The organism is Streptosporangium canum, from assembly GCF_900113865.1.
GTDB lineage: Bacteria > Actinomycetota > Actinomycetes > Streptosporangiales > Streptosporangiaceae > Streptosporangium > Streptosporangium canum.
The window spans coordinates 16708-34815 of the sequence record NZ_FOQY01000041.1 but is presented as its reverse complement, the minus strand read 5'-3'; the positions used below and the strand labels follow the sequence as shown (position 1 = coordinate 34815).

Annotated in this window: 29 protein-coding genes; 1 reads left to right on the top strand and 28 read right to left on the bottom strand. The window is 70.3% G+C overall.

Annotated features, from left to right (window positions below; genetic code table 11):
- Nucleotides 1–3 precede the first annotated feature (3 nt).
- From BM085_RS37230 to BM085_RS37120, 26 genes are all read right to left on the bottom strand, one after another.
- Nucleotides 4–1233, bottom strand: a complete 1230-nt coding sequence (locus tag BM085_RS37230; protein ID WP_093891481.1) for a head maturation protease, ClpP-related — start codon at nucleotides 1231–1233, stop codon at nucleotides 4–6.
- Nucleotides 1230–3272: a phage portal protein family protein gene (locus BM085_RS37225; RefSeq protein ID WP_093891480.1), complete on the bottom strand. Its 2043-nt coding sequence runs from the start codon at nucleotides 3270–3272 to the stop codon at nucleotides 1230–1232. The genes BM085_RS37230 and BM085_RS37225 overlap by 4 nt, the downstream gene beginning before the upstream one ends.
- 14 nt (nucleotides 3273–3286) lie before the next feature.
- Nucleotides 3287–4822, bottom strand: coding sequence for a phage terminase large subunit (terL, locus tag BM085_RS37220; protein WP_093891479.1), 1536 nt, complete (start codon nucleotides 4820–4822; stop codon nucleotides 3287–3289).
- Nucleotides 4819–5109, bottom strand: coding sequence for a hypothetical protein (locus BM085_RS37215; protein WP_093891478.1), 291 nt, complete (start codon nucleotides 5107–5109; stop codon nucleotides 4819–4821). Before BM085_RS37215 ends, terL begins: the two co-directional genes overlap by 4 nt.
- A gap of 3 nt (nucleotides 5110–5112) precedes the next feature.
- Nucleotides 5113–6711, bottom strand: coding sequence for a hypothetical protein (locus tag BM085_RS37210; protein ID WP_093891477.1), 1599 nt, complete (start codon nucleotides 6709–6711; stop codon nucleotides 5113–5115).
- Nucleotides 6712–6751: 40 nt separating this feature from the next.
- On the bottom strand, nucleotides 6752–7402 hold the full coding sequence (locus BM085_RS37205; protein WP_093891476.1) for a hypothetical protein: 651 nt from the start codon (nucleotides 7400–7402) through the stop codon (nucleotides 6752–6754).
- Nucleotides 7403–7458: 56 nt separating this feature from the next.
- Nucleotides 7459–7734: a hypothetical protein gene (locus BM085_RS37200; RefSeq protein WP_093891475.1), complete on the bottom strand. Its 276-nt coding sequence runs from the start codon at nucleotides 7732–7734 to the stop codon at nucleotides 7459–7461.
- Nucleotides 7735–7760: 26 nt separating this feature from the next.
- Nucleotides 7761–8003: a hypothetical protein gene (locus tag BM085_RS37195; protein ID WP_143121241.1), complete on the bottom strand. Its 243-nt coding sequence runs from the start codon at nucleotides 8001–8003 to the stop codon at nucleotides 7761–7763.
- Between the two features lie 86 nt (nucleotides 8004–8089).
- Nucleotides 8090–8251 carry a hypothetical protein gene (locus tag BM085_RS44935; RefSeq protein ID WP_177245464.1) on the bottom strand — a complete coding sequence of 54 codons (162 nt, stop codon included), beginning with the start codon at nucleotides 8249–8251 and terminating at the stop codon, nucleotides 8090–8092.
- A gap of 62 nt (nucleotides 8252–8313) precedes the next feature.
- On the bottom strand, nucleotides 8314–8730 hold the full coding sequence (locus BM085_RS37190; RefSeq protein ID WP_093891473.1) for a DUF6221 family protein: 417 nt from the start codon (nucleotides 8728–8730) through the stop codon (nucleotides 8314–8316).
- Nucleotides 8727–8900 carry a hypothetical protein gene (locus tag BM085_RS44930; RefSeq protein WP_177245463.1) on the bottom strand — a complete coding sequence of 58 codons (174 nt, stop codon included), beginning with the start codon at nucleotides 8898–8900 and terminating at the stop codon, nucleotides 8727–8729. Before BM085_RS44930 ends, BM085_RS37190 begins: the two co-directional genes overlap by 4 nt.
- Nucleotides 8897–9109, bottom strand: coding sequence for a hypothetical protein (locus BM085_RS37185; RefSeq protein ID WP_093891472.1), 213 nt, complete (start codon nucleotides 9107–9109; stop codon nucleotides 8897–8899). Before BM085_RS37185 ends, BM085_RS44930 begins: the two co-directional genes overlap by 4 nt.
- Nucleotides 9106–9921 (bottom strand): hypothetical protein, encoded by an 816-nt coding sequence (locus BM085_RS37180; protein WP_093891471.1) that lies wholly within the window; start codon nucleotides 9919–9921, stop codon nucleotides 9106–9108. Before BM085_RS37180 ends, BM085_RS37185 begins: the two co-directional genes overlap by 4 nt.
- Before the next feature lie 28 nt (nucleotides 9922–9949).
- Nucleotides 9950–10216: a hypothetical protein gene (locus BM085_RS37175; RefSeq protein ID WP_093891470.1), complete on the bottom strand. Its 267-nt coding sequence runs from the start codon at nucleotides 10214–10216 to the stop codon at nucleotides 9950–9952.
- Nucleotides 10209–10454: a hypothetical protein gene (locus BM085_RS37170; protein WP_093891469.1), complete on the bottom strand. Its 246-nt coding sequence runs from the start codon at nucleotides 10452–10454 to the stop codon at nucleotides 10209–10211. The genes BM085_RS37175 and BM085_RS37170 overlap by 8 nt, the downstream gene beginning before the upstream one ends.
- Nucleotides 10447–10764 carry a hypothetical protein gene (locus BM085_RS37165; protein WP_093891468.1) on the bottom strand — a complete coding sequence of 106 codons (318 nt, stop codon included), beginning with the start codon at nucleotides 10762–10764 and terminating at the stop codon, nucleotides 10447–10449. The genes BM085_RS37170 and BM085_RS37165 overlap by 8 nt, the downstream gene beginning before the upstream one ends.
- A complete protein-coding gene (locus tag BM085_RS37160; RefSeq protein WP_245789920.1) occupies nucleotides 10757–11161 on the bottom strand; it encodes a PadR family transcriptional regulator in 405 nt (134 codons plus the stop codon). The genes BM085_RS37165 and BM085_RS37160 overlap by 8 nt, the downstream gene beginning before the upstream one ends.
- Nucleotides 11158–11511, bottom strand: a complete 354-nt coding sequence (locus tag BM085_RS37155; protein ID WP_093891467.1) for a hypothetical protein — start codon at nucleotides 11509–11511, stop codon at nucleotides 11158–11160. Before BM085_RS37155 ends, BM085_RS37160 begins: the two co-directional genes overlap by 4 nt.
- Nucleotides 11504–11653: a hypothetical protein gene (locus BM085_RS44925; protein ID WP_177245462.1), complete on the bottom strand. Its 150-nt coding sequence runs from the start codon at nucleotides 11651–11653 to the stop codon at nucleotides 11504–11506. Before BM085_RS44925 ends, BM085_RS37155 begins: the two co-directional genes overlap by 8 nt.
- Entirely contained in the window at nucleotides 11646–11843 is a 198-nt protein-coding gene (locus BM085_RS37150) for a hypothetical protein (protein WP_143121240.1), read from the bottom strand. The genes BM085_RS44925 and BM085_RS37150 overlap by 8 nt, the downstream gene beginning before the upstream one ends.
- The gene (locus BM085_RS37145; protein WP_093891465.1) at nucleotides 11836–12495 is read right to left on the bottom strand and encodes a hypothetical protein; all 660 of its coding nucleotides are present in this window, start codon (nucleotides 12493–12495) and stop codon (nucleotides 11836–11838) included. Before BM085_RS37145 ends, BM085_RS37150 begins: the two co-directional genes overlap by 8 nt.
- Nucleotides 12496–12503: 8 nt before the next feature.
- Complete coding sequence (locus tag BM085_RS37140) at nucleotides 12504–12749, bottom strand: hypothetical protein (RefSeq protein ID WP_093891464.1); 246 nt, start codon at nucleotides 12747–12749, stop codon at nucleotides 12504–12506.
- A complete protein-coding gene (locus BM085_RS37135; protein WP_093891463.1) occupies nucleotides 12746–13168 on the bottom strand; it encodes a hypothetical protein in 423 nt (140 codons plus the stop codon). The genes BM085_RS37140 and BM085_RS37135 overlap by 4 nt, the downstream gene beginning before the upstream one ends.
- A complete protein-coding gene (locus tag BM085_RS37130; protein ID WP_093891462.1) occupies nucleotides 13165–13389 on the bottom strand; it encodes a hypothetical protein in 225 nt (74 codons plus the stop codon). The genes BM085_RS37135 and BM085_RS37130 overlap by 4 nt, the downstream gene beginning before the upstream one ends.
- Nucleotides 13386–14021 (bottom strand): PDDEXK family nuclease, encoded by a 636-nt coding sequence (locus tag BM085_RS37125; RefSeq protein WP_093891461.1) that lies wholly within the window; start codon nucleotides 14019–14021, stop codon nucleotides 13386–13388. The genes BM085_RS37130 and BM085_RS37125 overlap by 4 nt, the downstream gene beginning before the upstream one ends.
- Nucleotides 14022–14257: 236 nt before the next feature.
- On the bottom strand, nucleotides 14258–15754 hold the full coding sequence (locus tag BM085_RS37120) for an AAA family ATPase (protein ID WP_093891460.1): 1497 nt from the start codon (nucleotides 15752–15754) through the stop codon (nucleotides 14258–14260).
- 271 nt (nucleotides 15755–16025) lie between these two features.
- On the opposite strand from BM085_RS37120, the gene BM085_RS37115 reads away from it, so the two are divergent.
- Nucleotides 16026–16235, top strand: coding sequence for a hypothetical protein (locus BM085_RS37115; protein ID WP_031166014.1), 210 nt, complete (start codon nucleotides 16026–16028; stop codon nucleotides 16233–16235).
- Nucleotides 16236–16614: 379 nt separating this feature from the next.
- Here BM085_RS37115 and BM085_RS37110 read toward each other — a convergent pair whose 3' ends face one another.
- Nucleotides 16615–17046: an ASCH domain-containing protein gene (locus BM085_RS37110; protein ID WP_093891459.1), complete on the bottom strand. Its 432-nt coding sequence runs from the start codon at nucleotides 17044–17046 to the stop codon at nucleotides 16615–16617.
- Nucleotides 17039–18100: a DNA translocase FtsK gene (locus BM085_RS47605; RefSeq protein WP_093891458.1), complete on the bottom strand. Its 1062-nt coding sequence runs from the start codon at nucleotides 18098–18100 to the stop codon at nucleotides 17039–17041. The genes BM085_RS37110 and BM085_RS47605 overlap by 8 nt, the downstream gene beginning before the upstream one ends.
- Nucleotides 18101–18108 lie beyond the last annotated feature (8 nt).

The window sequence follows — 18108 nt, the reverse complement described above, 5'->3', positions numbered from 1 at the left end:
GACTCAGGCGCCCTTTCTGTAGGTGGGGAACATCCGGTCGAACTCGGCGTCGCCGTTGGTGTCCTCGTCGCCGCCGGGGGCGCCGATGTCGGCCAGGGGGATGGTGCCTTCGGCGAGGCTGTTGAGGGTCTGCCGGGTGCCGTCGGGGTCGGCGTCGTACAGGCGCGCCCAGTGCTCGCGGCGGGCGGGCGGGAACTTCCCGGCGCGGACGGCGTCGTCGAGGTCGCGGTCGCGGGCCTCGATGCGCTGCTGGGCGCGGGCGGCGACGCCTTCGGCGGCCTGCCGCTCCAGCTGGGCGAGCCGCTCGGAGTCGACGAGCACGGTGCCTTCGGGCAGCTGCGCGGCGACCGGCTCGGCCGCCGGGGCGGGGGTGGTCTCGGGCTCGGCGCGCTCGGCGAGTGCCTCGTCAACCGCAGCCAGGATCGTGGCCTCGTCGGCGTCGGCGTTCAGGCCGAGCCGCTCACGCAGGCCCTCGTCCAGAGCAGGCATGGGTGCCTCTCCTTCGGGTGTTGGGGTGGGCCCCGCGGCCGGCTCGACCGGGGGAGTTTCGGGGGCCGGGTCCTGGGCGGTGGCCAGGATCGGCGGCGGGGCGTGTTCGCGGCCCGCGTAGTTGAAGATCGACAGGTCCCAGCTGTTGGTCGCGGCTGGGGTGTCGGTGTCGCGGCGCGGTGCGACCTCGTCCGCCAGGCCGGCGGCGACCGCCTCGTCGGCGGACATCCACGTCTCCGCGCGCATCCGCTCGCGCCACTCGGCGAGGGTGCCGCCGGCGCGTTCGACGTAGACGGCGGCGATGTTGTCGGACTGCCGGTCGAGCATGGCGGCCATGTCATGCATGTCGGAGCCGTTGCCGATGCACATGCCGGCCGCGTCGTGGATCATCATCTGGCTGTGGGGCTGCATGATGATCCGGTCGCCGGCCAGGGCGATGACGGAGGCGATGGATGCGGCCAGGGAGTCCACGTGGGTGGTGACGGTGGCCGGGTGGTTGCGCAGCACGTTGTGGATGGCGATGCCGTCGAACACGTCGCCGCCTGGGGAGTTGACCCGCAGCGTGATCTCGGTGGCGGCGACGGCCTTGAGGTCGCGGATGAAGTCCGCAGCCGTGACTCCCCAGAAGCCGATCTCGTCGTAGATGACGACCTCGGCGGCACCGTCGGCCAGGTTGGTGATGCGGTACCAGTCGTTGCGGCCCTGCCGCAGGCGGGCCGTGGGCCGCGCGGTCTTCAGCCTCATGGCTCTCCTTCGTCGGACCAGATCGCGATGACGATGCCGCGGCAGCGCAGCCGACCGTCGCAGCCGATGAATCCGCCGCTGATGTAGTTGGCCTTGGCTTCGGCGAGGCTCTCGAAGGTCGTGCCGTCGAGGTCAGCGCAGGGCTTGCAGGTGTTGCGGTCGAGCACCTCGGAGGAGGCGTATTCGGCCTCCGGCGCGGCGTCGAGGACGCTGAATCGGCCGTCCGTCTGGGCGACGCTGAGCGCTCCGCCGAGCTGCTCGCGCAGCCACGCGTCCGACAAGCCCTCCAGGTGAGCGACCACCGCCGCGGCGACCTCGTCCCCCGGCCGGTCCGGTCCGGCCTGCCGGATCGTCTCCCGGGCGGCTGCGCCGGCGAGCCATCCGGCGAGGAGTTCGGCCAGCGCGCGGGCGACGTCGCCGAGGTAGCTGTCGTTGACGGGCGGCGGCTCGACGATCACGCCCTGGGAGGCGGCTTCGCCGATCATCTGCATGGCGGCGCGTTCAGCCAGGTCGATCATTGCGTCGGTGAGCAGCAGCGCCGCCTCAGCCGAGTCGAGCACCATCCCCGCGAGCCCGGTCAGGTCACCGGCGTCGACCAGTACGCGGATCTGCTCGGCGAGGTCGTCCCGCCAGGCGACGCTGATGTCGGCCCAGGCGGTGAGCAGGTCGTCGAGGGCGGTCTCCCACGCGGTTTGGATGGCGTCGGGGTCCATCCCCGACTGCGCCTCGGTCAGGGTGAGTTGGCGCCGGTCGCCCTCCGATCCGGCGGCGCGTACCTCGCGGGCGCGGGCCCGGGCGGTGCGTCGGCGGCGGGCCTGCACCGGGGGGTCCGGGGCGGGCGGCGCGTCTGGCGAACGGGCCGGGAGTCGCCAAGCGCTGCGGACGTACGCCTCCAGCTCGGCGTCTGGGGTGATGGCCCCGGATGCGATGAGCGACTGGAGCGACTCGGCGTTGACCTCGTGCCGGTCACCGACGTCGGTCGCGACGATGCGCGGTGCGGCTTCGGTGTCGCCCCAGTTGAGGTCGACGATGTTCACGCTGGTGCCGAGGGTGGCGGTGTCGGCCAGCTCGTCAGCGACGGCCTGGAGCGACAGGAAGAACAGCTCCAGCATGGTTTCGCCGAGCGCGCGCGACCCGTTGCGGGTCTGGCCGAGGTCGAGCAGTCCGGCCAGCGCGCTGCGGCTCATCTGCTGGTCGAGGTATTCGATGAACGCCATCGCGTCCGGCACCGACCCGGTGAGGCCGGTGAGCTTGAAGGTGAATCCGTTCGGCAGGCCGGCGCCGGACTGGTCGCCCACCCGGGCCGCTGATGCCATGCGCTGGGCTTCGGCGACCTGCGCCGGGGTCCCTCCGGGCGGTGCCTCCACTGAAGGGACGCCCATGCCGAAACGCCGGATGGACGTGGCGTGGACTCTCCACACCTCGTGCTTGAGCAGCCACGCCCCATAGCTCGCGCGGAGGACGCTGCGGCCGGTCCAGTTCGCGCCCTCCCGCTCGTGGCTGTACCAGAGCAGCCGGTCGGCCGGGATGGGCTTGCCGGCGGCGTGGTCCTGACGGACGGCGGCGAGGGTGCCGTCGCGGTTGATGTCGATGGCGCCGATGGTGTGCGGCATCCGCTCGCCCAAGTTGATCAGGCGGGCCTGCCCGTTGCGGATCTCGTAGCGGCGTTCGAACGGCATGTGACCGTAGACGAGCGACAGCAGGGCCAGGCGGAGATGCTCGGCCCAGCGCACACCCCTCCTGCGCGCCGGGCCGGGCGCCTGGTCCGCGCCGAGGATCGGCAGGCCGAGGTCGTCGGCGACGGTCTGGACGACTTCGTCGCGGCAGCCAGCCGGGTCAACGGCCCAGGTGGCGCGGCGGATGGGCAGGGTGTAGGCGGCGAGGATCGCGGTGAGCTGAGGGTCGTGGCGCATCCGCTGGTAGGTCTGGACGGACAGCGGCCACATGAGGTCGGGGATGATCTCCAGGAGATCGGTGTAGAGCGTGCCGTAGAGGCCGTTCTCCAGCGAGCCGATGTCCCGGGTGGGGGCGCTGACCATCGTGGACCCCCTGCTCAGTAGTTGATGTTCATGAAGTCGAGGCCACTGGTGCCGCCGGTCGCCGCGGCGTATGCCTGGCCGATCACGCCGTCATCGCGGGATGCTCGGCGGGCGTCGACCAGGACGGCGGGTTCCTGCCGTAGCCAGTGGGCGCCGGCCACGCGGGCGGCGTAGGCGACCACGTCCACGCAGTCGTCGTGGCTGCCGTTCGGGAAGGCGAGGAGTTCGTCGCGCCAGTCGGCCACCTCGGGGAACCGGTCCTGCGGCGGGAACCACAGGTGGCCGGAGTCCGCGCGCGCGGTGGCCGGTAGGGCCCGGGTGACCTTGTCGGCGTCGGCGTGCAGCTCCTGCACCGGCACCCCGGCTTGGCCCGCCTCGTAGACGAGTGTGGTGCCGAACATCCTCGATTCAACGAACACGACGTCGGCCGACCATCGCTCGCGCAGGGAGCGGACGGCAGGCCAGTGGCCAGCCGGATCCATGCGCTCGCGGATGCCGTCGAGCATGACGAGGTCTCCGTCGACTCCGATGGCCCAGACTGCGGCCGCGGTGTAGTCCGCGCTCGTCTTGGTGGATGCGGCAAGGTCGACGGTGAGGAACCGCCAGCAGTCGCGCAGGTCGATCATCCGGTCGCCGAGCAGGAGCCGCTGATCGGCGCCTGGGCTCCAGTGGCGGAGCCCGGCCCGTTTGAACAGGCCGCCGTCGGCCGGCGCGGGGCGCTGCTGGTAGAGGGCGGCCCACACGTACTCTCCGACGTCGCGGCGGATCCGCGCCCAGTCCCGATCGCCGCGGGCCGACACCATAGCCTCGCCCGGCTGCCGGCCGAGCGGGTCGTCGACGGATTCGGCGATCGCCGGGATGCTGATGACGCGCCACCGGCCGGGGTCCTGCTGCAGCAGCCGCCCGGCGGGGTCGTCTTCGTGCCATCGGGTCTGGATGAGCACCACCCGGGAGCCCGGGCCCAGTCGCGGGACGGCGACGCCTTGCCAGAATCGCCAGGCCCGGTCGCGGTAGGCCGCGGACTGCGCCTGCTCCAGGTCCTTGATCGGGTCGTCGATGACGAGCACGTCGACCGGTTTGCCGGTCAGTGCCCCACCGACGCCGACGCAGTAGACGCCGCCCTTGTGGCCGTCGATCTGCCACCGTCCGGCGGCGCGGGAGTCGGCGCGCAGGCGGATGCCGAGGTCGATGGTGTCGTCGATGCCGGTGAAGGTCTGGGCGTCGAGCTTGATGTCGGATCCCCAGCGGCGGGCCATCTCGTCGGCGTAGGAGACGATGCCGACGCGGAGGTCGGGGTTGTCGACGAGGAGCCATTCGACGAACCGGTGGGAGGCGCGGACCGACTTTCCTTCCTGCGGCGGCATGAAGATCATGAGCCGGTCGCCGCTGCCGTCGGCCAGGGCGACGAGTTCGGCGTCGATGAGGTCGAGGGCCGGGGTCTGCACGGTGGTCGGGTCGAGCTCGGCGGCCATGGCTCCGGGGGTGGCCCAGCGGCGGCGGCGCGGCAGGAACTGGGCGGCCGCGTGTTCCCACGCGGTCAGGGTGGTCATGGGGTGCCGATGGTCAGCAGCCCGGACCGGCGGACCGGGCGGCGGGTGCCCGCGGTGAGGCGCCCCCAGACGACGTACTGGCCGGGGGTGAGGACGACGTCGGTACCTGCGCCGATCAGCAGCCTCGCTTCAGAACCGTCCCAGGTGGCGTCGTGGTAGTCGCCGTCGGCCGGCTCGTCCTCGGGCGAGACGCACGGGATGATCGCGATCTGCACGGGCAGACCAACCGCCTCGCTCCCCCAGGCCACGTACACGTCCTCTTTGGAAGAAGCGGCCATGTACGCCATGTGTCATGACCTCCCGATCCGGGGCGGGCTGGTGGACCAGCGGGTGCTCGGCGGGCTGACCGCCCAGACGAGGCGGGGCGGGCCCACACCAATGGGCGGCACTTCGACTTCGGAGCCGTCGCCTACTGTCACGGTTCCGGCGCGGGCCAGGACGCGGATCGCGGCGGCCGCGCCGACGAGGATGGGCTGCTGTGTGGTGATGACCAGGCCCGGCGCGGTGCGGACGCGGATGGTGCCGGGGCTGCCGGTGAGGAGGACGCCGTCGCCGAGGTCGACGGCGGTGACGGTGCCTGCGCAGGCGCGCAGCCGTACGGTGCTGAGGCCGCCGGTGAGCGTGGTCTGCTGAGCGGCGACGAGCTGGCCGCCGCCTGGGCGGAGCCGGATCGTGGCCGTGCTGCCGGTCAGGGTCTGCTGCTGGGCTGCGGTGACGGCCGGTGCTGCAGTGCGGAGCCGAATGGCAGCGGCCGGGCCGGTGAGCGTGACGGACACGCCGCCGGCGACCGTGGACACCGTGCCGGAGCCCGCCCGGATGGCGGCCCGGGCCGAAGTGCCGGCGAGCGGCGCGTGCTGGACGGTGGCGGCCTGGCCCGCGCTACTGCGGAGACGGATGGCGGCGGCTGGCCCGGCGGCGGTGATGCTGATGCCGGAGGTGACCTGCCCGGCGGCGGCGCGGGTGCGGATACTGGCCGAGGCGCCGGTGACGGGCGCGGCCTGGGCGGCGGTGACGGTTCCGGCGCCCGCGCGGATGCGCAGCGCCCCGGGGCGACCGGTCACGGTGGCGGCCTGGGCGGCCGTCACGGTTCCTGATCCGGCGCGGATACGGATGGCGCCCGCGGTTGCGGCGAGCGGGGCGTGGCGGGCTGCGGTGATGGTTCCGGCGGATGCTCTGATCCGCACGGCCCCGGCGGCAGCAGACTGCGGTGCGGCGCCGGCGGCTTGGATTCGGCCGGATCCCGCTCGGACGCGGACCGCCCCACCAGCCCCGGGCAGGGAGACGGCGCGGACGGCGGTGAGCAGCCCGGCCGAGGCGCGGACGCGGATAGCTCCGGCGGCTCCGGCGGCAGTGACGGTGGCCGAGTCGGTCAGCGTGCTGGACGAGTTGCCTGCGGTGCCGTCCCAGGTGGCGCCGCTGGTGTCGCCGTCGAAGTAGGTGTCGAGGGCGGCGACCTGCTCCAGCAGTACCGCGGTGGCGTCGACGCTGTTGACCGACATGTTGATGCCGTCGACGACGACTCGGCAGCCGACCGCGTTGGTGGGGGCGACGGCGGTGACAGAGGCGCGGCCAACAGTTCCGGCGGTGAGTGAATAGCTCGCGGACGGGTAGCCGAATCCGCCGCCGCCGGAGTTGAGCCACTCGATGTAGATGTTGCCGCCGCCGTTGGTGGTTGGCCGCAGGTAGATGCTGACGGTGTAGGTGAGGCCGACGGTGACCGCGCTGAGGCTGGTCGGCGCGCTGGCCGCGAACGTGCCGGCCGTGTATCTCGCGGCCCAGGACCGAGCGAATCCGCTGACCGCAGTCCGGGCGGGTGTCGACCCGCCGCCCCAGCCGGTGGTGTTGTTGCCGACCGCTGGGTTGAGGCAGAGGTTACGACGCGTCGCCACGGGCCCCCCTCAGCACAGCTACGCCGGACGTCGGAGGGGGTCAGCTTGTGAACATGGTCAGCAGGCCCTCGGTGCTGTCCAGCGTGGCGGTGAACGTTCCGCCGTTGCTGGCGGTCTGCGTGCCACCGAGGTCCCACAGCACGATCACGGGGCTGGTGGCGGGGGTGCCGGTGTCCTTGTAGAACACGACGTGGCTGCCCGCGAGCGTGCCCGGGTTGATAGTCGTCCACGATGGGTCAGCGGCGTCTACGACGAGCACACCGGAGCCCTCGGCCACCCAGGTCACGCCGCCATCGGTGAAGTCGTCGCCCACGACCGTGGTGTACGTGGGGATGCTGCCACCGGTCGTGCCGGCGACGACGCACCGGTACACCAGGCCGTTGCCGGTGGCGGGGCGCACGACGTCGCCGACGGTGTAGGCCGTGCTGTTGGCGCGCTGCGTGGTCCACGAGTTGGCCGCGGTGTAGGTGACGGTCTTCGAGGCCAACGTGGCGCCGCCGGCGGTGTAGCCGGAGCCGGTCGCCTCGGTGCCAGCCGCGGTCACGGTGTTCAGGAACTGGGCGCTGTCCAGCGTCGTGCCGACGGTGTAGGCCGACAGCAGCATGGCCTTGATGGTGTCTGAGGTGAAGTTGATCAGGCCGGACATCAGGCTCTTGTTGAGTTGTCCGTAGACGTAGGCGGTTACGGCCATGGTGGGGCCCTCCCTGGGCGTGTGTGTGCTGGGCGCCCAGGAGGGCGACGGTCAGATCAGGGCTGGTATTCGGGGTCGCCGCCAGCGACGCCGCTCATGGGGGGCAGTGTGGACACGTAGAGCGTCTCGATGATCGGAGTACCGTTCTCGTCCTGCTCGAACAGGGTGAACTCGGCGCGGATCGGGTCCTCGTCCCACACGGTGATGCTGCTGCCACGGGTGCGGTCGATGTTCTCGGCGAGCAGCCAGGCGGTGAACAGGACCTGCGGCGGGCTGGTCATGTGTTCGGGCATGGTGCGGATGCCGGCGATCAGGTACGGCTCTGCGGGCATGCGGGATCTCCCGGTGTGGTGGGGTGTCAGGCGGCGTTGCGGTAGCCGGCGCGCAGCTGATCGCGGTCGGCGGGGGTGGCGGGGACGGGGTCGCCGCGGTGGATGCAGGCGTCGATGGTGGCCAGGTCGCCGAAGTCGTAGTAGACGGCGCGGTTCTGTCGACCGAGCTGGGCGGCGTGGTAGCGCTCGGCCCATTTGCGGATCGTCGCGGGCGTCTTGCCGAGGCGGCGGCCGGCGGTTGCGGCGGTGACGGGTTCCGGGGAGGTCACGTTCACCCCCTGGATACGCGAAATGCCCCCACCGGCTGGGTGAGGGCATACGTGTCTTGTCTGCGCGAAGTGTGACACGGAAACGATCAGGGAGACAAGTCGGCGCCTTGGAGTGCGGGTAGGCGCGCGGCGAGTTCGTGCTGCTGCTCGGGTGTGAGGCGTGCGGAGATGAGGCCGCGGGGGATGAGGATGACGTCTCCGCTGAGGCAGGGCAGGACGTCGAGGGGCAGAGGGAGGGGTTCCGCCATGTTGTTCATTGTCCCAGGTGATTGTGGGGCGTGGGGCCCCCTGGTTCGGGGGCTCGCGGGCATCAGGGGTTCCACTCCTGGCGGTAGTCGGGGTGGTCGGCGTACAGCAGGCCGAGCAGGCGGAGAGTTTTGCAGGGTGCTTCCGCAGGCCGAATGAGCCTGTCACCGATGCTGCGGTCGTCGTCTCCCCGGTAGTCGCTGCATCGGGTGCACACCGTGTAGGCGTGGCCCTCTTTGAAGCCGGGCAGGGCCGGGTGCTCGTTGATGATCTGCCGTTTGGCCTCGACCTCGCGGAGCACGCGGGCCGGGTCGTGGCGAGCGATGTGGGCTGCGTCGGCCCGCGTCATCGCGGACACGACCCACTCGTCGCCATATGCGACATCCCGCTTCTCTGCGTTCCAGTTCGGGCCATGAGCGGCTCGCGCTGTCTGCTCGTCTTCGTCGAGGCGGGCGCGCAGGAACGCCACCAGGTCGCTCATGCCCGGGTTTCCAGCTTTTTGATGCCGCCGCGCATGTTCACGATGGCCTTGACCGGCACGTCGTCGGCTGCGTCCTCCCGCAGCGCCGCCTGGACGAATGCGGCCAGCTCGGCGAGCGTCATTCCTGCCTTCGGGTCGGTAGCCGTGGCACGGATCGTGCGGTCGATCACAGCAGTCCCTCCAGCGTGTAGGTCCGGTTTCCTCCGGGCGCAGTGTCCACCTGGATGAGCCGCTGACGCTGCATGGCGCGGGCGAACAGGTCCCCGGGAACGATGACCTGGCCGCCAGCCATCTGGACGAAGCAGGCGAGCGCGGCGTTTGCCTCGTGGAGTCGCTGCTCCAGTTCGGCTGTCCGGTCGGCGGGGTGGTCTTGGGTCATGACGCGTGCGCCTCCTGCTCGTGGATCTGGTCGGCCTGCTCGCTGTATTCGCGGTCGTGCTCGGTCTGCGTCATCAGCTTCTCGCAACTGCCGCACTGGTAGTAGCCGTCATCACGGCGGCTGATCTGGCGTTCGGAGCAGCGAGAGCAGCGGATCGGGGAGCGGCGCGCGAGCGGGTCGCTCTTCGTCAGCCCGCGGAGGCGCCGTTGCCAGGCGAGTGTGGCGGTGCCGAACGCGATGCTGCCGGGGTGGAGCAGGATGGCGTCGAGTTCGTCGAGGAGCCAGGCGATCGTCAGCCGGCGGGCGTGGCTGCCGCGGGCCCGGCGCGGCCGGTCCTGGTAGCCGCGGTATTCCCGCCACTGGTCTTCGACTTCGACGAGGGCGCCGTAGAGCTCGTCGAGGGTGTCGGTGACCGGTGACGGCGACGAGGCATGCACCTTGGAGACAGCGCCGGTTTTGCCATAGCGGGCGCCGGCGTCGCGGTGGCCGTCCACCTGCGCCTGGGCGACGCTGGCGAGGTCGTCAAGCTCGGCCAATGCCTGCCTGATGTAGCGGGTACAGCGGGAGTCCCAGACCGGGTTGGCGAGGTAGGGGCGGATGGTGGGCAGCGCGAGCGGCGCGGGCCGCGCCGGTGGGGCGGGGTACAGCAGAGGAGCGTGCCAGGCGGCGACCACGCCCGGGTAGGCGTCGACGGCCTCCTGGTAGGCAGCGATGGCCAGACAGTGGGCGATGAAGGCTCGGTCGTAGGCGTCGACGGCGTCGCGGTAGGCGCGGTTGCAGGGGCCGGGGCAGGCGTGCGGGTTGATGGGCAAGGTTGTGTCCCCCTTGTGGTGCGGTGGTTCAGCGGCGGCGGCGGTGGTAGGTGGTCTTGGCCCTGCGCGCGGCGGGGTGGGTGGTGCCGGTAAGGAGTCGCCAGGCGCTCCAGGGCCAATGGCCGGTGCAGCGGGTGAGGGTGAGCGTGAAGGACGGCCAGTTGAACGGCACGTGTTCGTGTGGGAGGTCGTCGAGGATCTGGAGGCCGTCGTCGGTGAGGTAGCCGAGCGGCCGCCAGTCGGGGCTGTTGGGGGGTGTGTCGGAGGGCGCCCACCAGGCGCGGATCTCAGCCACGGCTCGCCTCCCGGCGCAGTCGGGCGTGTGCCCACTTCACGCAGTAGGCGTAGCGGCCGATGACGAGGGCGAGGCCGATCCACGCGGACCCACGGGATTCAGGGCCTCCCTCCTGGGTGGGGGCGCATGGGTAGACGTTGCGCGCCAGCCGGTATCCGGCGACGTCGTCGGCCACCCGGTACCGGTAGAAACGGGGCCAGTGGGGCTCGGCGTAGTGGCGCCAGATCAGGTCAGTCACGGGGCTTCTCCTCGGTGATGGTTACGGGCGGGTTGCCGGCCGAGAGCAAAGCGGTCCACGTTCGGCAAGGCCAACGCGTCGTGCAGGTGCCGCACCAAGGGCCGTGCGGGTTGCTGTCGTCGGGAGAGTGCAGCGCCTCCGCGCGAGCGATGGCGGCCTCGGCCTGCTCGGCGCGCCGGCGAAGCTCGGCCAGTTCGGCGGTGGGGATGAGCGTGTGGTCGGTGACGGGCGGCTCGGGGTTGAGCATGCGGACGATGTGACGGCCGCTTCCGTCCCACGCTTCGACTTCGACCTCGTCGGGTTCAGCCACGGCTGGTCTCCTCGTTTCGTGTGTGACCTGTGTTGCGTATGGGCGCGTCTGTGGCTGCGTGTGGGGCGCGATCACCGCTGTCCGCGTGTTCGGCTGGCGGGGCGGGCGGAGAGTCGCTCACAGCGCCGCGCCTGGCGAGTGCCGTCCGTGCTTGGGCGGCGCCGTCTGGGGTGAGCCGGTAGTAGCGGCGCAGCGGCCGACCGCCGGGCGGCCGGTCCTCCCACCTCGAGGTGGCCCAGCCGCGTGCTTCGAGGCGGGCGAGGATCTGGTGGATCGTGGGACCGGGCAGGCCAGTGAGGATGCGCAACTCGAACCCGTACATCTCCCGCTCCTGCGCCTCGAGGAGCTTGTTGAGGATGAGCCGGGTCGGCAGGGTGAGGCGCACGACGGCGGTCACTGGTCGGCTCCCTCGATCTCGTCGGCGACCGCGAGCAGCACGGCGACGATGCTGGTCCCCTCGCGGAGGCGGGGGTGGCGGTCGATGAACTTGCGTGTGGCCGTGCGGAGCGGCTCGTCGTCTTCGGGGATCGCACGGATGTGCCGAGTGATCTCGCGGCGTTCGTGCTGGCGAACCAGTTCGCGGTATCTGCTCGTCATCTCCGAGGTGAGCCCGCACGTGTCGCAGGAAGCCAGGTCGCCCGTCCAGGTGACGGCCTTGTGTGCCTGGTTGAGGCACGTCCAGAACCGCACGCGGAGGTTGGCGAAGAGTTCGAGGAGATCCCACTCCTCCTCGGGGATCTCAGCCATGGTTCCTCCTGTCCCACTTCACGACCAGCAGCGGCAGCGGGCAGACATAGACGGCGGCCGGAGCGACGTACACGCCGACCCAGATGTCGCGGGGCTCCATGTAGATCGACAGGCGGCCCAGACGGATACGGCGGTCAGACATCGGCTCTCCTCATGCCTCGGAACGGGCGGACGACGAGCTGCCCGTCAGGGCGGCGGATCAGAACATTGCGGGGTGCGTGATCGCTGATGCGATCCATCGGAAACCTCTGCGGCGGCCGGTTCTTCCACCGCTGGTTCGGGCGGATCAGGACCTCGACGAGCTCGCCGGCCAGCAGGTAGCGATCAGCCACGGTCGCCACCCCCAACGGCGAGGAGCACGCCGGGCACAATCTCCGGCACCCGCGCCCGCTGCCCGGCGGTCAGGTCGAGCGCGTCGAGGATCCGCGCAATGGCTTGGGCGAGCAGCATGCCCTGGCCTTCGGCGAGGCGGATCTCCCGGTCGGCGATACCCATGTCATGGGCGACCTTCGCGAACCGGACGCACCGGTCCCGCTCGGCCGCCTCGAGCTGGGCGAGGCCGCGGACTGCTTCGCCGGTCTCGTACACGCCGACATCAGCGGACGCCGACCGGGTGTGGCCGATCAGCCCCTCGCCCTGGCCGGTCCCTCGCGGGTCGTCCCGCTCGGCGTCGGCGACCTGCCGCTCGAGCAGCGACGCGTAGACGTGCACACGCGCCCACGACATCTGCAGCATCGCCATGACGGCGTCGGCCGGCGACACCTCGACATGGCCAGGGACAGCCCGCCACGCGCTGAGCGCCTCACCCTTCGCCTTCAGCACCTCCGTGGACTGGCCGCCGTGGCTGCGGCAGGCGTCGATGCCCACGATGGCGATGCCGTGGCAGCGGGACTGGCTGCGCTTCGACTGCTTCGAGCACTCCCACCGCCGGTGGGTGTCGCACCATGTGGCGCCGGCTCTTCTCATGCGGTCGTCGCCGCTCATGGGGTCGGTCACTGGGCGGCCTTGCATTCGGTCTCGCCGTTGGTCAGCGGGGCGTCGTTGGCCACAGTCCAGGTGGCGTTTCCGGAGATGGCGATGCGGTGGCCTTCGGGCCAGACGGCGAGGGTGGGGTCTTGGCCTTCGGGGACCATGACCTGGCGGCCGGTGTAGTCCTGGAGGACGTGACCGCAGCGGACGCATGCCTGGTAGAGGCCACTGAGTTGGGGTGGTCCGGCGAGGTGGATGGTGGCGATCACGCTTCGGCCTCCGGGGCGGCGGTGTGGACGATGTAGGGCTTGCCGCAGCCGCTGATGCGGTACGGGCTGGCGGCGGTGGCGCTGTGCCAGTGGGTGTGGGTGCACCAGGGGCAGGTGACGGCGATGAGCCGGTCGCCGGCGGGGCGGGCGGTGACGTGGGTGGTGGTGAGGCACACCTCGACGGGGACGCGGAGCAGTGGCCGGCGGCAGGTGATGGCGCAGGGGTTGCAATGGCCGTCGCCTTCGTCGTGGCCGCAGGTGAGGCAGCGGGGGTCGCAGCGGCTGGGTTGGGGGGTGGGGAGGTCGAGGACGTGGAAGCGCCTCGTCTTCTTGAGCGGGGGCGGGGCCTGCGCGGGAACGGCCGGCGCGGGGATCTCCCAGAGGGCATCTTGGGCTGGGGCTGTGAGGGTGCGGGTCATGCTTCTTCCTGGATCTGCGAAGTGAGTTCGTCGGCGAGGGCATGGCAGGCGTCGCGGAGTTCGTCGTCGAGCTGGCCGAGCACCTTGCGGGCGTGCTCGTCGCTGCGGGTGGTCGAGTAGGCGACGACGATGCAGCCGGCCGCCCGGCGGGTGAGGCTGCCGCCTGGGGCTTGGTCGGCGATGGTGCGGGCGCGGTCGGCCACGGCCGGGTTGGGGGTCATGGCTTCTCGCCGTGCTCGAAGCGGGCGGAGCGGGCGGCCTGGAGCGCGTTCCGCATCTCGACGGGGACCGAGTTTGACCAGGTGCCGCGGAGCAGCGTCTGGGTGATCACTTCAGGGGTGAGCCCGTAGCGTGCTTCCTCGTAGATGTCGTCGCCGCCGACGTCGGCGGCGATCCGTTTCCCGTAGGGGCTGCAGAAGGCTCCGTCGCCGTCTGTCATCCACGGCGACCATTGAAGGTCGCCCTTGTGCATGTGGAGCCGGGTGGGGACATGCCCGCCGTTCTCTGAGTGGCTGGGGATGTTGCCGAACACCACGAGGTCGTTACCGCCGTTGTCGTGGCAGCCTCCGCCGTTGTTGCCGGACAGGGACGCGGCCACGTTGAGTAGCCGGGTGAGGGCTTCTTCGCTGAGGTGGCCTTTGACCTCCCCCCACATGTTGAAGTCGGGAAGCCAGAAGTCCGGAAGGTATGGGATCGATTCTTCGCTGAGGGTGAGCCGAGCTGAGCACTCGAACCCTTCGGGCTCGTACTCCCAGCGGGTGCCGATGTGGTCGAAGAAGACGGCCCAGCGTGCTTCGAGGCGGGAACGGAAGCGGTGGCCGGCGTGGTGGGTTTCTATCGCTTTGATGATCATGCTCTGGGTCCGTTCGGGGGTGGCCTGTTCCCTCGCCTGTCCCCCTGTCCCCTCCTCTATAGGGAGGGGACAGGGGACAGGTACTGGCCAGGGACAGGCGGGGACAGATGTGGGGACAGGCGTGACCTGGGGTTTTGTGTTGTCAGGGGACAGGTGGGGACAGTCAAGGGGACAGGTGAAAATGCGATAGTGACGGGTACAGACATTTCGAGACTTTTCGGACACAATTCGAACGCTCATGAGGTCACCTTCTGAGCGGCTTTCAGAGCCGCGACGATCTCCGAAACGGCCTCGGTTTTCCCGGGCAGCGTCACCCGGTTGTCGCGCGCCCACTTCTTCAGCCCGTCCCGGCCGAGACCGTTCGGAACCCCCCGCATGACAAGATCGTCAACGTAGGTTTGGATCTTCATCCGGTGCGCGTCGGCGACCGTCGAGTCGGTCAGCTCGTGCCGGGTACGGCCGGGCAGCCACGCCCCGCCCCGCTCCTTCTCACCGCGCCGCGTCACGTGGAACGCGTCATCGCCCAACCCGGTCCGGGTGTGGGTGCGCAGCATCTTGAGCCGGGTGGTGACCGTCTCGACGGTCTCGGTGTAGGCGCGGGTCTCGTCGTAGGCGGTGAGCTCCCACACGTGGTCGACGTCCTGGGTTTTCGCCGAGGAGCCGCGACTGCCCTTCTCGGTGTCCTTGCCGAAGTGGTCCAGGCGGACGCTGGCGATGCCGTCGCCCTTGAGCGGGGCATGGATGCGGCTGTACAGCTCCAGCCAGGTGTCGGAGTCGTTTTCCTTGCCGGAGATGTAGCGGCTGACGGTGTCGAAGATGACGACGTCGCGCGGCCGTTCAGCGACGATGCCGAGCAGTTCGCCGGCGGCGGTCTCGGAGGTGTTGAGGGCGCCGCTGAACCGGGGGAACAGCCGGTAGTCGAACCGTTCGTGCAGCACCTGGAGGTCGTCGGGTGTGGCGCCGAAGGCGGTGAGCCGGGTGACGATGTCGCGGAGGCTGTTTTCCCGGTCGAAGTACAGGACGTTGATCGGTTCGCGGCGGATGTCGCCAAGGCAGGACCGGCCGGTGATGGCACACCAGATCCAGTACAGGGTGAAGATGCTCTTGCCAACTTTGCCGTCGCCGACAAGGGCGGCCTGTTGGCCGCGTTCCATGAATCGGCCGGGGAGCCAGTCGATTTCGGTGAAGTCGGTGGCGAAGGCGTCTTCCCAGTTGATGCGAGGGAAGCGGTCTTCGGTGTCGGCGGGCCGTTCGGGGGCGAGGTCGTCGGCGGTCTTAAGGAGCCGTTCGCCGAGGGCGCGCAGCCGGTCGGGCCCGTCGTCGGGGTCGAGGGTTTGCAGCTCCTGGATGGTGCGGTGCGCCTGGTAGATGCTTTCGCGGTTGCGCCAGTGCCGCAGGACGATGCGGGCGTGGTAGGCGGGGTCTCCGGCGATGAGTGCGGAGCGGTCGATGGCGAGGAGGTATTCGTGTCCTCCGGCCTGGCCGAGGGTTTTCGCGCGTTGCAGGTGGTCCTTGACGGCGACGGTGTCGGTGGGGCCGTCGTGGTCGACGAGGTCGAGGATGGCGGTGTAGATGATCTGGTGCTGGGGGCTTCGGAAGGCCCGCGGTTCGGGGAGTATGGCGCGGATGTGGCCGACGATGTAGGGCACGGTCATGCAGGTGCCGAGTACCGTCTGTTCGGCTTCGCGGTCCCAGAGCGGCGCGTCGGTCTCGGTGGTCAACCGGTCCCCCATGGTGCTTGTGCTGGTTGGTGGGCTACTGGATGCGGGGCTAGGCCTGTCTTCGTGGGGGCTGCCTTCTTATAGATCTCCCTGGTCTCACTGCTGTTTTATGGCAACATCCTATGCCACACCCTGAGGCATTGCCTATGGCGCAGAATGTGGCACACTCGTTGTCATGGACGCAGGCCACCAGGTAATGCCGCATGCCTTGTGCGAACATGTGGGTATGGACAGCGAGCGCCGAGCACGGCTTCAGCGGCTTGGCCGCACGTACCGACGCGCCATGGATGACGAGAAGAAGGCCCGCGAGGCGCTCGCCCGGGAGGTGCTCGACGCCCTGGCTGCTGATGAGCCGGTGGGTGAGGTGGCGCGGGTGGCCGGCTTCGACCGGGAGTGGGTGCGCCGGGCTCGGGTGGCCGAGGAGAAGCGGCTCGCCGAGGAGGCAGAGGCCGAAGAAAAGGCGAGGTCGGAGAAGTGGGGATTCGACCACTGACCTCAGAACAGTGCCGGTTGCGCCGTCTCCCGTAGCTGTTCCTCGGTGACCGGTCCGGCTTCGCGAGCTTTGGCCCGGTGCTTGGGCGCGCATCCGTCGCAGGTCAGCGCGGTGTACAAAGTCAGGCCTGGTCTGCGGCCGGTCACCACGAGGGTGGCTGGCCGTCTGCATGTGGAGCAGGTGCTGACCCAGGTCATGGGCGTCTCCAGGAGGAACCGGGGAGAGATCCTTTCGGGTTGTGCCCGTTCCGGACCCGTTCCGCGCCTGTTCCGGGGCGTTCCGGATCGTTCCGGCTCCGTCCGGGATCATCCGGTGGCGTCCGTGGAGACGGCTGGGGGCCCGGCCGCGGGTGGCGGCCGGGCTGGTGGTCGACGACGGGTCAGACACAGGCGTCCTGTGCAGCGAGCTGCGCGCGCACGGCCGCGTCCGCATCCGCGGAGAGCGGCCAGAGGCCGAGTCGCCCCTTGCATGGCACTGGCTCAGGCAGCTGGCGGACGTCGGCAAGTGCCCAGTGGTGTTGGCCGGGCACTGACCAGATGGAGCAGCGGCCGGTGCAGGAGTGGATGCTGACCAGGTGGGCGACGGCGATGACGGCGCCGGTCACGTAGTTCGGCTGCTGTCCGTGGTCGCGGATGGTGGCGCGGATGCGCATGTCGTCGAGGGCGTCGCGGTCGATGCGGGCGCTGGTGTGGATGGCGAGGGGGCCGCGGTGTTGGGTGGTCCAGGCGCGGTTTTCGATGCGTTTGGTGCCGTGGGTGATGGCCCAGGCCCAGGGCTGTTGGATGGTGAGGGCCATGATCGGGTCAGCCACGGTCGGTCTCCTCTTCCTCGAGGGCTGGCTGGTCGGTGCGCGCTTCGTTGCTGGCGTGCTTCTCAGCCCTGCGGATCTCCGCGACGGCCTCGAGGACCTGGTGCGGCCGGATCAGCACCTCTCGGGCCTTCGACCCCTCTGCCGGCCCGACTACGCCGTGCTGCTCCAGCAGATCCATGAGCTGGCCGACCTTCGCGAAGCCGACGCGCATCTTGCGCTGCAGCATGGACGGCGACCCGAACTGGGTGGAGATGACCAGCTCTGCCGCCTGCACCAGCAGCTCCAGGTCCGCGCCTGCGGCCGGGGCGTCGCGCGGCTCCTGGGCGGGCGGGGTGCGGAGCACATCCCCTTCCTGCTCGTCGTCGGAGTCGTCGGTGTCGTCAGCCAGTTCGCGCGCCCACGGGCTACCAGTCGTCTCCTCCCCCGCGTCCAGGTGGCCGGCGGGCATCCACACGCCGATGAATCGGTGCTCGACCTGCAGCAGCATCGGGTCGGTCGGGTCCGGTCCGATGAACACCGATAGGCGTTCGCCCTTCCGGGCCGCCTTGGTCCACCTGGGCAGGTAGGAGGGGGTGAGGAACAGTGCTGGCGACGCAGGGGCGAGAGACCGGTCCACGACTTGGCGCAGCAGCTTGCGCCAGGAGCGCAGCACACCGTGGCCGCGGCCGTGCAGGACGAGGCGGGTGCCGTCTTCGGAGTCGACGGTCAGGCCTAGCGATTGGACGGTGTCGCCGCGTCCGTTGACGGGGACGGGGACTTTGTCGATGACGAGGCGGAGTTGCGGGTCTTGCTTCTTGGAGTGCTTGAACAGCTTGAGCATCGCGGCGGCGTCTTCGCGGTCGATGGAGACGGCGATGTCGGCGGCCGGGTCGTTGAGGGGGTGGCGGGCGGCGGCCATGGTGTAGCGGTCGGTGGCGATGGCGTAGAGCACGTCGCCGCGCACCTCGAGGCGGATGATGCCGAGTTCGGGTACTTCGGGGTCGGTGCCGGTGTGTGGGAGGACGGGGGCGAGGAGTTCGTGGAGTTCGCGGGTGGTGAGGTCGATGCGGGTCATCGGCTGCT